12 protein-coding genes are annotated in these 14,498 nt (G+C 71.4%); 6 read left to right on the plus strand and 6 right to left on the minus strand.

Going from position 1 to position 14,498, the window contains the following annotated elements; all coding sequences use genetic code 11:
• Positions 1 to 101 precede the first annotated feature (101 nt).
• The gene (locus Pka01_RS10205) at positions 102 to 719 is read left to right on the plus strand and encodes a hypothetical protein (RefSeq protein ID WP_203882414.1); all 618 of its coding nucleotides are present in this window, start codon (positions 102 to 104) and stop codon (positions 717 to 719) included.
• Positions 720 to 739: 20 nt separating this feature from the next.
• On the opposite strand, the gene Pka01_RS10210 is transcribed toward Pka01_RS10205, so the two are convergent.
• Positions 740 to 1,717, minus strand: a complete 978-nt coding sequence (locus Pka01_RS10210; protein WP_203882415.1) for an LLM class F420-dependent oxidoreductase — start codon at positions 1,715 to 1,717, stop codon at positions 740 to 742.
• A gap of 25 nt (positions 1,718 to 1,742) precedes the next feature.
• Entirely contained in the window at positions 1,743 to 3,218 is a 1,476-nt protein-coding gene (locus tag Pka01_RS10215) for a carotenoid oxygenase family protein (protein ID WP_203882416.1), read from the minus strand.
• Positions 3,219 to 3,325: 107 nt separating this feature from the next.
• On the opposite strand from Pka01_RS10215, the gene Pka01_RS10220 reads away from it, so the two are divergent.
• A complete protein-coding gene (locus Pka01_RS10220) occupies positions 3,326 to 4,240 on the plus strand; it encodes a winged helix-turn-helix transcriptional regulator (RefSeq protein WP_203882417.1) in 915 nt (304 codons plus the stop codon).
• A gap of 122 nt (positions 4,241 to 4,362) precedes the next feature.
• Here the strand turns inward: Pka01_RS10220 and Pka01_RS10225 are convergent, their stop codons facing one another.
• Positions 4,363 to 4,995 carry an SAM-dependent methyltransferase gene (locus tag Pka01_RS10225; RefSeq protein ID WP_203882418.1) on the minus strand — a complete coding sequence of 211 codons (633 nt, stop codon included), beginning with the start codon at positions 4,993 to 4,995 and terminating at the stop codon, positions 4,363 to 4,365.
• Between the two features lie 98 nt (positions 4,996 to 5,093).
• On the opposite strand from Pka01_RS10225, the gene Pka01_RS10230 reads away from it, so the two are divergent.
• From Pka01_RS10230 to Pka01_RS10245, 4 genes are all read left to right on the plus strand, one after another.
• Entirely contained in the window at positions 5,094 to 5,693 is a 600-nt protein-coding gene (locus Pka01_RS10230) for a helix-turn-helix domain-containing protein (protein WP_203882419.1), read from the plus strand.
• Between the two features lie 324 nt (positions 5,694 to 6,017).
• Positions 6,018 to 6,656 carry a DedA family protein gene (locus Pka01_RS10235; RefSeq protein WP_203882420.1) on the plus strand — a complete coding sequence of 213 codons (639 nt, stop codon included), beginning with the start codon at positions 6,018 to 6,020 and terminating at the stop codon, positions 6,654 to 6,656.
• Between the two features lie 51 nt (positions 6,657 to 6,707).
• On the plus strand, positions 6,708 to 7,880 hold the full coding sequence (locus tag Pka01_RS10240) for a sensor histidine kinase (RefSeq protein WP_239114872.1): 1,173 nt from the start codon (positions 6,708 to 6,710) through the stop codon (positions 7,878 to 7,880).
• Positions 7,871 to 8,515, plus strand: coding sequence for a response regulator (locus tag Pka01_RS10245; RefSeq protein WP_203882421.1), 645 nt, complete (start codon positions 7,871 to 7,873; stop codon positions 8,513 to 8,515). Before Pka01_RS10240 ends, Pka01_RS10245 begins: the two co-directional genes overlap by 10 nt.
• A 109-nt stretch (positions 8,516 to 8,624) precedes the next feature.
• Here Pka01_RS10245 and Pka01_RS10250 read toward each other — a convergent pair whose 3' ends face one another.
• The 3 genes from Pka01_RS10250 to Pka01_RS10260 all read right to left on the minus strand — a co-directional run bounded on the left by Pka01_RS10250 (position 8,625) and on the right by Pka01_RS10260 (position 14,497).
• On the minus strand, positions 8,625 to 9,689 hold the full coding sequence (locus Pka01_RS10250; RefSeq protein WP_203882422.1) for a TerC family protein: 1,065 nt from the start codon (positions 9,687 to 9,689) through the stop codon (positions 8,625 to 8,627).
• A gap of 368 nt (positions 9,690 to 10,057) precedes the next feature.
• Positions 10,058 to 11,230 (minus strand): UDP-N-acetylglucosamine--N-acetylmuramyl-(pentapeptide) pyrophosphoryl-undecaprenol N-acetylglucosamine transferase, encoded by a 1,173-nt coding sequence (locus Pka01_RS10255; RefSeq protein WP_203882423.1) that lies wholly within the window; start codon positions 11,228 to 11,230, stop codon positions 10,058 to 10,060.
• Between the two features lie 159 nt (positions 11,231 to 11,389).
• A complete protein-coding gene (locus tag Pka01_RS10260) occupies positions 11,390 to 14,497 on the minus strand; it encodes an alpha-mannosidase (protein WP_203882424.1) in 3,108 nt (1,035 codons plus the stop codon).
• Between the last annotated feature and the right edge of the window lies 1 nt (position 14,498).

Here is a 14,498-nt window from a genome sequence, read left to right on the forward strand (position 1 = left end):
ACCGCTCGACGCAAGGTGCCGGCGGCACGATGACGCCCCGAGGCCGCCTTCGTCAAGGCGATACCGAGGACGACACTCGGCATGTACGGATGATGGTGAAGATGACCGCGATGATCGGGGGGCCGCTCTTCCTGCTCACCGTCATACTGCATCCGGCGCGCGACGGGCATGCCATCGCGGCGCATGCCGAGTGGTACGCGTTCACCCATTCCATGGAAGCGATCAGCCTGCTGGTGCAGGCGACCTGCCTGGCCGGTGTTCTGGCTCTGGGCATGCGCGGGTTCGGTCCGCGAGGACTCGCGGCGCTGTACACGGCTCTGGTCGGGACCATTTTCTGGTTCGGTCTCATCGTCTTCGACGGCGGCCACAACCCGGTGGCGGCCAAGTACGCGCCCGAGATCGTGCACACGTCCGCGGATCTCGACATCGAGGGCGGCATCATTGTGCTGGCGGCCAACGTCCTGTTCCCTTTGGGGTACGTGCTGGTCGCCCTTCTGCTCAACCGGTACGGCCAGCGGTGGACCGGTCTGCTGCTGGGATTCGGTGGAGTGGTGTACGCGCTCGGTGGCACTGCGGCGCTGTTCGGCTTCGGGCCGCATTCAATGATCACATCGCTTTTCGAGATCGTCGGTGCCGCACCGTACGCGCTCGGATACGTCCTGCTCGGCAGCACCTTCGGGCGGGGCCGGCACCTGTCCGGCGGAACAGCGCCTGTGTGAGCGCGAGTAGGAGCGGCCGGTCACGCCAGAGCGCGCAGCGCCGCCAGAGTCCTTTCCCCACCTGGGTCGTCGGGGACGCTGGCGGCCACCATCGCCACCTCGTCGACGCCCGCGGCCGCGTACTCGGCCAGCCGGGAGCGCATGGTGGCGTGGTCCCCGACGAGCCCGATCGCCGCGACCAGTTCCCGCGGGATCTCGGCGAGTAGATCGCGCGGGTGTGGGCGGGTTCTGGCGAACCGCACCAGGTCCTCGAAGCCCGCCTCGGCGAACATCTCGCCGTAACCGGGGGCGGCGAGATAGGCGACGACGGCGCGGCGGATCTGCTCGATCGCCGCGTCGGACGGGTCGACGGCCGCGGTGACCCAGGCGGCCACTCTCGGCACGGCGCGGTCCGCGCGCTTGGCCTCGTCCCGCATCCGGTCGACGAGCGCGGCCGCCGAGCGCGGGGTGATGAGGTTGAGCACCATCCGGTCGGCGTGGAGCGCCGCGGTGCGCACGGCGGACGGGCCGAACGCGGCGACGGTGAGCTCGGACTCCGGAGCGGGCAGTCGCAGGTGGTAGCCGCGGGTCCGCACCACCTCGCCCTCGAACGTGGTCTTGTGCCCGTCGAGCAACTGCCGCAGCGCCACCGCGGACTCCCGCAGGGCAGTGCCCGCCCGGCGCCGGTCACGGCCGTGCCAGTCGGCGACGACGACGTCGCTGGACGTGCCGACGGCGACGCCGACCGCCCTGCCGGTGAGCCCGGCCACCGACGCCACGCCGCGCGCGATCGTCATCGGGTCGCGGACCGACACGGGCAGCGGGCCGATGGTCAGCGAGATCTGCCCGGTGACTTCGGCCACCCTGGTGGCCAGGGCGAACGCGTCGTAGGTCGCCATCTCGCCGATCCACAGCTCGCCGTACCCGAGCCGGTCGGCGACCTCGGCGGTGACCAGCGCCTCCTCCGGCGGCCGGTCCTGCCAGTAGCCGAGAGACACGGATAGCCGGGGGATCGTCATGCGACACGCTCCAGGACGGCGGTGGTCATCGAGGTAGCCCGGACGGGCGCAGTTGGTCGGCGCGCACCCAGGTGGCGTGGAAGCCGCTCGGAACGCGCTGCGGGAGCAGCACCCGCCCGACGGGGCCCGCGGCGATGTCCTCCGCGTCGAAGACCGCCACTTCCGCCCGTCCCTCGCGTTCGTCGTTGATGAAGCTCACGACGTAGCCGTCGGTCTCGCCGGTTGAGCCGTCACGGGGGGCGAACGGCGCCTCGGCGCCCCACCTGCCCGGTCCGAAGAAGTGCTCGTGCTTGGCCCCGGTGACCGAGTCGAACCGGACCAGCCCGTCGAAGAGCAGGGTCTCCTCGGTGGCCAGGTGCATGACGTAGGAGTACCGGTGCGGCCTGCTCGTCACGCGCGTGTCGACGCTGGGGAACTCGATGTTGTCGTCGTCGAGTCTGCCCTCCGTCGTCCTGCCGGTGACGAGGTCGAAGCGGTAGCGGTAGATGTGGGCGTCCAGCCGCAGGTAGGCGAGCATCTGGGCCAGCGGCGACCTGAACGTGGCCTTGTGCTGCGGATTCTTCACGCGGCACACGTCGAGCACGATCTCGTCGCCCTCCTCCCACGCGTTGACGACGTGGTAGATGTAGCAGGGCTTCGCCTCAAACCAGCGGATCGTCGTCCCGTCCCCGTGTCGGGGGATGACGCCGAACCGCGAGGGCAGTGAGCGCTCGAAGCAGATGCGGTACTTGCCGGCGGCGCGGGCCGCCTGGTCCTGGATCAGCGGCAGGTCCATCAGGATCGAGTGGTTCGCGGTGATCGCCATGTCGTGGGGCAGTCGCGGCCCCGGCAGTTCGATGTCGGTGACGTGATCGACCGTGCCCCGCGACCCCACCACCCCGTAGCGCATGTACGGCGGCTGCGGGCCGTAGTCGAACCAGAACAGCTCGCCCGTCGCCTCGTCGACCTTGGGGTGGGCCATCATGTCGCCGTTCAGGGTGCCGAGGAAGTCCTCCGCGCCGATCGTCTCCAGTGAGAGCGGATCGACGGCGTACGGCGAGCCGCAGAGGTACCACGTCGCCAGGACCCTGCCCCTGTGGAAGATCACATCGGTGTTCGCCGAGTCCTTGAGCCCGAGGCCGTGGCCGTTGCCGAACGGGTTGTCCCCCGGGTTCTCCATGACGCCGGTCCACAGGGCGCGGCCGGCGGCGGACTCCTCGTGGAATGCCTGCGTGCGCACGTAGCGGTTGCGGTAGCGGACCCGGCCGTCCTCGAAGTGCACCGCGTGGATCATGCCGTCGCCGTCGAACATGTGGTACCTGCCTGGCGCGTCGAACCGCCGGTTCGGCCCGTTGCGCAGGTACACGCCGTTGAGGTCCCGGGGGATCTCGCCGACGATCTCGAGGTCGTCGGCCGTGATCTCATCCTTCACCGGCGCGAACACGCCCATCAGGTAGGGATTGGGCTCGTGTCCGCCTCCGGCGTCCCTGGCCACCGCGACGGGCCTGTCGGCGAGCGTCATCGCGCCTCCTGGAGTCCTTGCCCGCAAGCTACTGTAAAAGAAGCCAGTTCTCAACGCCCTACCATGTGACCCCTCAGGGCGGACCGGTGCGGAGGTGCGGCATGGGCATGGCCGGGGCGCCTTCCGGCGGCGTCGGGCAGGCACTGCTGGCGATCGGCGACCAGTGGGCGTTGCTGATCCTGCAGCGGGCCTTCCTCAAGCACACCCGGCGCTTCGCCGAGTGGCGCGACGAGCTGGCCGTGTCGGAATCGGTCCTGGCCGGGCGCCTGAAGGAACTGGTGGCCGCGGGCCTGCTCGAGCCGTCCCCGTACAAGGGGGAGGGGCGCGCCCGGACCGAGTATCTGCTGACCCCCCAAGCGCGCGAGCTGTGGACGTTCCTGATCGCGATCTGGTCGTGGGAGCGTGTGTGGGTCGACCGGCCTGAGGGTCTGCCCGACCTGGTGCACGAACGTTGCGCCAGGCGCGTCGGCGCAGAGCTCGGCTGCGCGGCGTGCGGGAAGGCACCGCTGACCACGCGCGACACGCGGACCAGGGGAGGCGGGGCCGGTACGTTCGCTGACGTCGCCGTGCATCGGCTCCACCGGCGCACGGCCCGCGGCCACGCCGCCCGCGACCCTCTGTCCTACTTCCCCGAGACGCTGGAGATCCTGGGCGACCGATGGAGCACCGTTGTCATGGCGGCGGCGTTCCTCGGGGTGCGGCGGTTCACCGAGTTCGAGAGCCGCCTCGGCGTCGCCCCGTCGATCCTGAGCGACCGGCTGAGCCGCTTTCGCGAGCTGGGCGTCCTCGGCCGGCCCGAAGATCCCGGCGGGAGCCGCGAATACCGGCTGACCGACAAGGGCAGGGCGTTCTTCCCGGTCTTCGCCTTCCTCGTCGACTGGGCCCAGCGCTGGTACGCCGGCCCGCCGGAATCCAAGATCACGATCATCCACTCGGCCTGCGAGAAGCCGTTGGTCCCGTTCCTGCGGTGCGGCGAATGCGGTGAGCGGCTGGTTCGCCAGGAGGTGCACTTCGACCTGTAGCGGCCGGCGCTCCCCGGCATGGGCGGCCGGGGAGCCGCTCTGCGAAACCGCACCGGGTCCGGAAAGCCTCGGTGTCAGGTTCTGTAACAGAAGTCAGGTTCTCCGGCGCCTCGGTGGTCGGCTCATTCGCTCGAACGCCTGACCTTGAGCACGTTGTCCGTCCGCGTGGCGAGGCTCCCGTCGGGGGCGGTCTGCAGCCGCTCGTGTTCCTCGCAGAGCAGGACCTCCCACCGGCCGTCCGGGAGCCCGAGGGACTCCAGGACCTCCTCCGGCGTCGGAAGCACCACGTGGGCGTGGTCGTGCTCCCACGGGGGAGGCCCCGCGTGCCCGACGATCAGCAGCGTGCCCCCGGGCGCGACGGCGTCCGCGGCGTTCCTGAGGATCCGCTCCCGCGGCATCTCCGTTGGCGAGTGCAGGAAATGGGCCGAGACGAGATCGAACTCCCCTGAGGGGAAGGACACGCCGAGGTCGTGGTGCCGCCAGTCGACGAGGTCGGCGACCCCCTCGGCCTCCGCCTGCCGGGCGGCACGGTCGAGGACGACGCGGGAGACGTCCGTCGCGGTCACGCGCCACCCCTGACGGGCGAGCCAGATGGCGTCGGCTCCCTCGCCGCATCCGAGGTCCAGGGCTCGGCCCGGTTCGAGTCCGGTGACCTCGCGGACCAGGATGACGTTGGGATTCCCGCTCCAGATCCGCCCGGCTCCGCCGTAGCGGGCGTCCCAGAACTCCTCGCTCGACATGGTGTCCTCCGTCATCGCCGTCCGTCCTCCTGTGCGTCGTGCCGATGAATACGCATGCTGCTGCCGTACGCCGCCAGTTGACAAACTTCGTTGCCGGACCGGCAAATAGAGGGATGGCAGACGAACTCGCGAGCGTGCTGACCGCGGTCGGCCCCAGGCTGCGGGCCCTCCGGCGGGAACGGGACACCACCCTCGCCCAGCTGAGCGAGACGACCGGCATCTCGCTCAGCACGCTGTCCCGCCTCGAGTCCGGGCAGCGCAAGCCGACGCTCGAGCTCCTGCTGCCCCTGGCCAGGGCGTACGGCGTGCAACTGGACGAGCTGGTCGGCGCGCCGATGACCGGCGACCCCCGCGTCCACATGCGTCCCTTCACCCGGCACGGCAGGACCTTCGTGCCGCTGACCCGCCACTTCGGCGGGCTGCACGCCTACAAGGCGATCATCCCCGCCGGATGCGGGGAGCCGGGGGAGCCGGAACAGGAGCTGGAACAGAAGGTCCACGAAGGCTACGAGTGGCTCTACGTGCTCTCCGGCCGGCTGCGGCTGGTCCTGGGCGAGCACGACCTCGTCCTCACCGCGGGGGAGGCCGCCGAGTTCGACACCCGCACGCCGCACGCGTTCGCCAACGCCGGGCCGCGGCCGGTCGAGGTCCTCATGCTGTTCGGCCCCCAGGGGGAGCGGCTGCACGTACGGGCCCGCCCCAAGAGCTCCTGACAGGCGAGAGGCCGCCCGGCGACGACGGCCGGCGGCGGGACGCCCACACCCTCGCACGCGACGCGCACCGGAGCCGGCGAACGTACCATCGCGACATGGCGATCACGGATGAGGTGGTGGTGGTCGGCGCAGGCGCGAGCGGGCTGAGCTGAGCGAGCGGATACTTGAGCGGCCACGCCGCCCGCGAGCCCGCCCTGAGCGCCCCCGACATGCGGTCCCGTGCCGGGGGTGTGGTTTTCCGCACCCCCGGCGTTCCGGTCATCCGTCGGGGGTCCGGCGGGCGGCCACATGGTCCACGTGTCCGGGCGCTCATAGGTTCGTCTCATGAACGCAGCTGATCTCGAGGGAGCCACCGGATGGGCGATCGGACTGATGGAGGGGTTCGGAGCGCCGGGTGCCGGTCTGGCGATCGCCCTGGAGAATCTCTTCCCCCCTCTGCCCAGTGAGGTGATCCTGCCGCTGGCCGGCTTCACCGCCAGCAGAGGCGACATGAGCCTCGTCGCCGCCCTGTGCTGGACGACCCTGGGATCGGTGATCGGAGCCCTGGCCCTCTACTGGGTCGGCGCGCTGCTCGGCCGGGACCGTACGGTGGCCATCGCGGCGAGGCTTCCCCTCGTCAAGGTGAGCGACATAGAGAAGGCGGAGGCGTGGTTCGCCCGGCACGGCACGAAGACGGTGTTCTTCGGACGCATGATCCCGCTGTTCCGCAGTCTCATCTCGGTTCCCGCGGGGGTCGAGCGCATGCCGCTGGGCACCTTCCTCGGCCTCACTCTCTCCGGGAGCCTCATCTGGAACACGATCTTCGTGATGGCGGGATACCTGCTCGGCGAGAGCTGGCCTCTGGTGGAGCAGTACGTGGGTGTCCTGTCCAAGGTCGTCGTCGTGGCGGTGGTCGTGGCGGTCGTCTGCTTCGTCGCCGTACGGCTCCGCGAGCGGCCCCGGGCGGGCAGGCACGCCCGGTGACCCACACCGGGGACAGCGTGCGCGGGACGACCACCGGGCACCGGATCGTCCATGTCTGAGCAACCGGAACGCGTGATCACGCGGGTGACACGGGCGGGGCGGGTGCTGGCGGCGCTCGTCCTGGGGACGCTGACCGCCGCGGTCGAGATGGTGTTCCTCCTCGTGGCCGGTCCCGTCCTGCTCGTGTCGCTCGTCCATCGGCGGCGGGGCCCCGCGCCCGCGCGGTTCGTGCTCCTCGCCGCCGGCGGGCTGGCCGAACTGGAGGTCCGCCGCCTCGGCCTGTTCGGCGGCCCGGTCGTCTCCGAACGCCGAGGCAGCCGGGTGATCGCCTACCTCGCCGTCCGATGGCTCGTCGGCGTGCTGGGCGGGCTGGTGCTGTTCCTGCTCGGCCTCGGCGCCGCCACCGCGGTGACGCTCGTGGTGGGCTGGTCGCGGGGACAGAACCCGGACGGCATCCCGCCCACCCCCTGGATCGTGGCCTACCTCGCCATCGCCGGGGCGGTCATGCTCTTCCTCGACATCATGGGCATCGTCGGGGTCGCGGCCCTGGAAGTGGGGATCGCGCGGCGCTTCCTCGGCCCGAGCTCCACGGAGGCGCTGGAGCGGCGCGTCGCCGAACTGGCCGAGAGCCGGGCCGGCATCGTCGCCGTGGTCGACCAGGAGCGGCGCAGGATCGAACGGGATCTCCACGACGGCGTCCAGCAGCGACTCGTCGCCCTCGCCCTCCTGATCGGCCGGGCCCGCCGGGGCCGTTCGCAGGAGAACCTGGACGACCTCCTCCGCCAGGCCCAGCAGGAGGCGCAGGAGGCCCTGAGCGAGCTGCGCGAGGTGGCCTGGCGGATCTACCCGACCGGACTCGACTCGCTCGGCCTGCACGACGCGCTGTCGGCAGTCGCGGGACGTGCGGGCGTCCCGGTCACCGTCCGGTACGGTCTGGCCCGGCGGCCCGCGGGCATGGTCGAGACCGCCGCCTACTTCGTCGTACGGGAGGCCGTGACCAACGCGGCCAAGCATTCGGGAGCGGGGGAGGTCGTCGTCGAGATCGAGGAGGAGGGCGAGATGATCGTCGTGCGGGTGCGGGACGACGGGTCAGGCGGCGCCGACCCGTCCGGCGGCGGACTGTCCGGGCTGGCCCGCAGGGTCGCCGCGCTCGACGGGCGCCTCACCGTGGACAGCCCCCCGAGCGGCCCGACGACCATCACCGCGGAGTTCCCATGCGGTTGATCCTGGCCGAGGACTCGACGTTGCTCCGCGAAGGGCTGGTCCGGCTGCTCGAGGAGGAGGGCCACGAGGTCGTCGCCGCGGTGGGCGACGGCCAGGCACTGCTCGACGCCGTCGGCACGCACACCCCGGACCTGGTGGTCGTGGACGTCCGCATGCCGCCGACGCACACCGACGAGGGGCTGCGGGCCGCGCTGGAGATCCGGCGGCGCCTGCCGGGCGTCGCCGTGCTGGTGCTCTCCCAGTACGTGGAGAAGCGCTACGCCACGGAGCTGATCACCGCGGACAACGCGGGCGTGGGATACCTGCTGAAGGACCGGGTCGCCCAGATCGGCGAGTTCATGGACGCGCTGGAACGGGTCGGGGCGGGAGGCGCGGCCTTCGATCCGGAGGTGGTGCGGCAGCTCCTGGCCAGGACGACCCACACCGACCCACTGAGCCACCTGACGCCGCGGGAGAGGGAGGTGCTCGACGCGATGGCACAGGGCTACACGAACGCGTCCATCGCCGAACTCCTCCACGTCTCCCAGAGCGCCGTGGAAAAGCACATCAGCGCGATCTTCGACAAGCTCGACCTGTCGCACATCTCGGGGTACAGCCTGCGCGTGCTCGCCGTCCTGCGCTATCTCGGCAGCTGACGGCCGGCCTCCTGCCTCCGCCCGGCGGGGGCGGTGCACCCGAGCTCGGGCGGAGGCAGAGGCCGCGGGTCAGCGCGGTGCGCCACCCAGCGGAGGCAGGGGCCGCGGGTCAGTGCGGCGCGTTGCCTGCCACCTCGGGCGCGGGCGGCTCGGCCTCGACGGCGGGGGTCCCGCCTTCGGCGGCGGGGGTCCCGCTGCCCTCTCGGTCGTCCCGCCTGGACTTGTGGAGGCTGGCCAGCGTGGTCACGGCGAGCACCGACACGATGACGCCGAGGGAGACCCAGTTGTTGATCTCGGGCACCCAGGTGACGTGCTCGCCGCCGTTGATGAACGGCAACTCGTTCTCGTGCAGGGCGTGCAGCACCAGCTTCGCGCCGATGAAGCCGAGGATGACCGCCAGGCCGTGGGACAGGTAGACCAGCTTCTCCACGAGCCCGCCGAGCAGGAAGTAGAGCTGCCTGAGCCCCATCAGGGCGAACGCGTTGGCGGCGAAGACCAGGAAGGCGTCCTGGGTGATGCCGAAGATGGCCGGGATGGAGTCGACGGCGAAGACGAGGTCCGCCCCGCCGATGGCGACGATGACGATGAACATCGGGGTCGCCCAGCGGCGGCCGTCCCGCTTGATCGTCAGGTGTGACCCGTGGTAGTCGTCCGTCACCGGGAACAGCTTGCGCACCAGCCGGACGAGGCCCCCGTTGGGGTCGTACTCCTCGGACTCCTGCTTGTCGGTGGCGAACTTCCAGGCGGTGTAGATGAGGATCCCGCCGAAGATCCAGAAGATCCAGCTGAAGTTCTGGACGGCCTGGGCGCCCACGGCGATGAACACGCCGCGCATGACGAGCGCCATCATGATCCCGATGAGCAGCACCCGGTGCTGGTGGATCGCGGGCACCGCGAAGTTCGCCATGATGATCATGAAGATGAAGAGGTTGTCGACGCTCAGCGAATACTCGGTGATGTATCCGGTGGCGAACGCGGCCGCCTGGTCGCTGCCTCCGAAGATCCAGACACCGACGCCGAACGCCACGGCGCAGCCGATGTAGAACACGACCCACTTCGCCGCTTCACGCACGGTGATCTTGTGGGGTTTCCGGTCCACCACGACGAGGTCGAGCAGGATCAGGGCGAGCAGACCGGCGAGGGCGGCGGCCCAGACCCAAGCGGGCACGGACATAGGTGGTGGCATGCGTGATCCTCCGACTGGGCGTTTGGTACGTCTGTCGGAGGTCTTCTCCGCTCGCCTCATGCGAGCCGACCGCGCCGGGACGTGACAGTCCGTGATGACGACGGGCCGCGAAGGAGTACTCCCCTCCAATGTCTCGCGCCTATTTTCTCCGTAACACGCGGCGCAGGTCAAGGCAGGCGGACACGGTGTGCCCGTCGCCGACCACGGTGCGTGGCCGAAAGTGCCGGTCAGAGCGGTCGGAAGGCCCCGGTCGGAGCCGCGGGAACGCGCCGGTCCGAGCGGCCGGTCCCCCGGTCACGAGCGGCCGGTCCCCCGGTCCGAGCGGTCGGAACGCGCCGGTCCGGGGGACCGGCGCGTCAGCGGCCGGCGGCGGACATGACGACGTCGACGAGCCGCTCGGCCGCGTCCGGGCGGCCGTGTTCCCGCGCCCGCGCCGCCATCGCGGCCCGCATACGGGGGTCGGCGAGCAGCGGGGCGACCGCCTCCTGCAGGCGGGCGGGGGACACCTCGCCGAGCAGGGCGATCGCGGCCCCGGACTCGTGCAGGTGCCGCGCGTTGTGCGCCTGCTCCCCGCCGGCCGAGCTCGCCAGCGGCACGAGCACCGAGGCCTTGCCCAGCGCGGTCAGTTCGGCGATCGTGCCCGCCCCGGACCTGGAGACGACCACGTCGGCCAGGGCCAGGACGTCGGGCAGTTCGGGGCCGATGTAGTCGGTGAGGTGGTAGCGGGCCGCCAACGCGGGCGGGAGCCCGGCGACGCGGCTCCGGAGATCCAGAAGGTTCGCCGGGCCGCACTGGTGGATCACGTTGGCATGGGCGAGCAGCCACGGCAGCACGGCCAGGATCAGCCCGTTGATCTGCTGCGACCCCTGCGCGCCGCCGGTGACGTACACGGTGGGCCGGGCGTGGTCGAAGGCGAAGCCGTGCGGGCGCAGGACGTCGATGGCCTTGCCCGGATGGCCGGTCAGCACCTCGGGACGCACCGGGTTGCCGGTGACGACGGCGGCCGGCCGGGCCGAGTCGGGCAGCAGCGGCAGAGTCGAGTCGGACGACACCGCGACGCGGGTCGCGGCACGGGCGAGCATCCTGTTCGCCAGACCCAGCCGGACCGTCTGCTCGTGGACGACGAGGGGCCGGCGGCACATCTTCGCGGCGAGCCCCACGGGGACGGCGACGTAGCCGCCGGTGGCCAGGACGACGTCCGGGCCGAAGTCGGAGACGATCGACCGCGCCTGCGCGACGCCCAGCGGGACGCGGCCCATGTCCTTGACGTTGGCGGGCGAGACCAGCTTCAGCGGGTTGCGGGAACGGCGCACCTTCCCGGTCGCGACCTCCGCGAACGGAATGCCTTCACCCGCCGCGACGCGGGCCTCGAGACCGTTGGCCGTGCCGACCCACAGCACCTGCAACGTGCCGCCCCTGGCGGCGAGCCGGGCATGCAGGGTGCGTATCGCGGTGAGGGCGGGGTAGGTGTGGCCGCCCGTCCCGCCTCCGGTGACGATCAGGCGGAAGGGCCGCTCCGGGCTGTTCATGAGGCTCCGACTCTGGAGACGCGATGGACGCAGCAAAGGATACGGGCGACGCAGTGCCGCCGTGTCCGGGTCGTCGCCGCAGGCGGCCGCCGAGCCGGTCCTCCTGTTCCCGTGCGGAGGAGCCTGCCGGCCGGGGCCGGCAGGCTCACACGCGGTTTCTCAGGAGGGGTCGCGGCGCAGGCGCAGGGTCAGCACCTGGAACGGCCGCAGCCTGAGCGGGATGCCGCCGTCGGCGTCCACGGTGACCTGCTCGCCGGCCAGCGGCCGCTCCAGCAGGTCGTCCACCTCCACCGCCGAGACGGGGAAGGCCGGGAGGAGCCGGGTGACGCCCCTGCCGCCGAGCGACTCGTAGACCCGGACGATCACGTCGCCCGAGCGGTCGTCCGCCAGCTTTACCGCCTCGATCCGTACGGCACGGCCTTCGGCGGTCACCAGCGGCACGGGGGTCTCGCCCGCTCCGCCCGCGGTCACGCGGAGCGGCATGTTGAGGGCGTAGCCCGCCGCCACCGCGTCGGCGACGGCCGCTCCCGGGACCAGCGCGTAGTTCAGGCGGTGCCTGCCCTGGTCGGCCTCGGGGTCGGGGACGCGGGGCGCCCTGACCAGGCTGAGCCGCGCGGTCGTGGTCGTCCCTCCGTCCGGCCGGGTGGTGCGGCCCACGTCGTGGCCGTAGGTGGAGTCGTTGACGACGGCCACGCCGTACCCGGGCTCGGACAGGTGGATCCACCGGTGGTTGGAGACCTCGAACCGGGCCACGTCCCAGCTGGTGTTGGTGTGGGTGGGACGGAAGATGTGGCCGTACTGGATCTCGGCGGCCGAGCGGTCGGCGTGCACGTCCAGCGGGAAGGCCGCCTTGAGGATCTTCTCGCGCTCGTGCCAGTCGATCTCGGTCTCGATCTCGATCCGCGCACTGCCCGCCTTCACCCGCACCGTCTGGACGATGCGGGAGGCGCCGAAGGAGCGCTCGATCCTGACGGCGGCGAGAAGCGGCCCGCTCTCGGCGACGGTGATCGAGTCGACCTCGGTGAGGTCGGTGTGCCGCCGCCGGTAGTGGCGGTCGATGTCCCAGGCGTCCCAGTGGTTCGGGAAGTCGGTGTGGAGCTGCAGCAGGTTGCCCCGGGAACCCGGAGCCAGGACCTCGCGGCCCGCCACCAGGTCCCTGACCGAACTGAACAGTCCCGCCTCGTCGATCTCCACCCGGACCACGCCGTTGTCGATGGTCGTCCCCGTCACGGTGACGGGGGCTGCCGGCGTCGCCGGGGCGCCGAGACGCACCGCGCCCGAACCCGGCACCTCGGCGAAGACGGCGGCGGAACCGTCGGAGAGGACCTGGCCGGCCTCGGCGCCGAGCTCCGCGGGGACCGTCACGACCTCGGCGCGCGCCTCGGGGCTAGTGTTCAGCACCCAGGCGGACCGACCGGCCCCGGCCAGAGCCCCGGCCGCCGCCGTGGTGATCGCCTCGAGGTCGGCGCGGACCTGGGCATAGGTCGCCTCGGCCTCGCGGTGCACCCACGCGATCGAGCTGCCGGGCAGGATGTCGTGGAACTGGTGCAGCAACACGATCTTCCAGAGCCGGTCGAGCTCCTCGTGCGGGTAGTCGAATCCGGCGTGCACCGCGGCCGTCGCCGACCACAGCTCCGCCTCGCGCAGCAGGTGCTCGCTGCGCCGGTTGCCCGCCTTGGTCCTCGCCTGGCTGGTGTAGGTGGCGCGGTGCAGCTCCAGGTAGAGCTCACCGGACCAGACGGCCGCGTCGGGCTGCTCGGCGCGTGCGGCGGCGAAGAACTCGTTGGGGTCCTCGATCACGACCCGCGGGGAGCCCTCGAGGTCGCGCAGGCGCCGGGCCTTCTCCAGCATCTCGCGGGTGGGGCCGCCACCGCCGTCCCCGTGGCCGAAGGGCAGCAGCGAGCGCACGCCCGCGCCCTTCTCCGCGTAGTTCCGCACGGCATGCGCGAGTTCCTCGCCCTTGAACGTGCCGTTGTAGGTGTCCGCGGGCGGGAAGTGCGTGAAGATGCGGGTGCCGTCGATGCCCTCCCACCAGAACGTGTGGTGGGGGAACTTGTTGGTCTGGTTCCAGGAGATCTTCTGGGTGAGGAACCAGTCGTTCCCGGCGAGGCGGGCGAGCTGCGGGTACGCGGCGGTGTAACCGAAGGAGTCGGGCAGCCAGACGCCGCGGGTCTCCACTCCGAACTCGTCCATGAAGAAACGTTTGCCGTGGACGAGCTGCCGGGCCAGGGCCTCGCCGCCGGGCAGGTTGCCGTCGGCCTCCACCCACATGCCGCCGACGGGCACCCACTGGCCGGCCTTGATCGCCTCGCGCATGCGCTCGAAGACCTCCGGGTACCGCTCCTTGGCCCACGCGTACTGCTGGGCCTGCGGGCCGGAGAAGACGAACTCGGGGTAGTCCTTGGCCAGCGCCGTGACGTTGGAGAAGGTCCGGGAGGTCTTGCGCTTGGTCTCCCTGATCGGCCACAACCACGCGCTGTCGATGTGCGCGTGCCCGGTCGCGGAGACGGTGTGGGCGCTCGCGTGCGCGGGTGAGGCCAGCACGTCGACGAGGAGCGCCCGGGCCTGCTCCGCCGTACCCGAGACGTCCTGGATGTCGATGACGTCCATGCAGCGCTCGAGCGCGCGCAGGATCTGGTGCCTGCGCGGGCTGTCGACGGGCAGTTCCGCCATGAGCTCCTTGAGCACCTCGATGTCCAGCCGCAGGTGCCAGACGTTCTCGTCGAGGACGGCCAGGTCGGCAAAGGCGAAGCGGTAGAGCGGCTTGTCCCCGGCCGTGGTCTTGTCGCCCAGGGGAGTGGGGAGGAAGTCGCCGGCCAGGATGTCGGGGTTGGCCGCCATCTCCAGCAGGAGCCCGACCTGCTCGCCGCCCTGGCTGGGGGCGGCGACCGGGACGTACTGGTTCTGCGGTTCGATCCCCTTGACGGGCCGTCCCTCGAGGTCGTAGACGAGAGCCTCGGCCTGGCCGCCCGGCCAGTCGCCGATGAAGCCCAGGTCGAAGACGGCCTCGACCCGCCGGCCGGCCCATTCGGCCGGCACGGTGCCGGTCGCGCGCAGCCAGGTGGTGGACCACGGGCGGCCCCAGGCGGTGCCCGCCTCGAACGGCTCATAATCCGCGGCCAGCGCCTCCGCCACGGGCACGGGCTCGTCGGGGACGTGCCACGCCGCCAGTGTCAGCGGAACGCGCTCGGCGTGGACCGCGGGGGCGATGCGCTGGCGCAGCACCCGGTCGATCCGCGCCTCGACGAGCTCGCGGTCATCGTGCATC

Origin of the sequence: Planotetraspora kaengkrachanensis, assembly GCF_016862895.1 — a bacterium.
Lineage (GTDB): Bacteria > Actinomycetota > Actinomycetes > Streptosporangiales > Streptosporangiaceae > Planotetraspora > Planotetraspora kaengkrachanensis.

What these genes read in the sequence shown, in the direction of transcription:
- Pka01_RS10215 (WP_203882416.1), bottom strand. Translation starts at nt 3,218, where the DNA reads ATGACGCTCGCCGACAGGCCCGTCGCGGTGGCCAGGGACGCCGGAGGC.
- Pka01_RS10255 (WP_203882423.1), bottom strand. Translation starts at nt 11,230, where the DNA reads ATGAACAGCCCGGAGCGGCCCTTCCGCCTGATCGTCACCGGAGGCGGG.
- Pka01_RS10230 (WP_203882419.1), top strand. Translation starts at nt 5,094, where the DNA reads ATGGCAGACGAACTCGCGAGCGTGCTGACCGCGGTCGGCCCCAGGCTG.
- Pka01_RS10245 (WP_203882421.1), top strand. Translation starts at nt 7,871, where the DNA reads ATGCGGTTGATCCTGGCCGAGGACTCGACGTTGCTCCGCGAAGGGCTG.
- Pka01_RS10250 (WP_203882422.1), bottom strand. Translation starts at nt 9,689, where the DNA reads ATGTCCGTGCCCGCTTGGGTCTGGGCCGCCGCCCTCGCCGGTCTGCTC.
- Pka01_RS10260 (WP_203882424.1), bottom strand. Translation starts at nt 14,497, where the DNA reads ATGCACGATGACCGCGAGCTCGTCGAGGCGCGGATCGACCGGGTGCTG.
- Pka01_RS10235 (WP_203882420.1), top strand. Translation starts at nt 6,018, where the DNA reads ATGAACGCAGCTGATCTCGAGGGAGCCACCGGATGGGCGATCGGACTG.
- Pka01_RS10205 (WP_203882414.1), top strand. Translation starts at nt 102, where the DNA reads ATGACCGCGATGATCGGGGGGCCGCTCTTCCTGCTCACCGTCATACTG.
- Pka01_RS10210 (WP_203882415.1), bottom strand. Translation starts at nt 1,717, where the DNA reads ATGACGATCCCCCGGCTATCCGTGTCTCTCGGCTACTGGCAGGACCGG.
- Pka01_RS10220 (WP_203882417.1), top strand. Translation starts at nt 3,326, where the DNA reads ATGGCCGGGGCGCCTTCCGGCGGCGTCGGGCAGGCACTGCTGGCGATC.
- Pka01_RS10240 (WP_239114872.1), top strand. Translation starts at nt 6,708, where the DNA reads ATGTCTGAGCAACCGGAACGCGTGATCACGCGGGTGACACGGGCGGGG.
- Pka01_RS10225 (WP_203882418.1), bottom strand. Translation starts at nt 4,995, where the DNA reads ATGACGGAGGACACCATGTCGAGCGAGGAGTTCTGGGACGCCCGCTAC.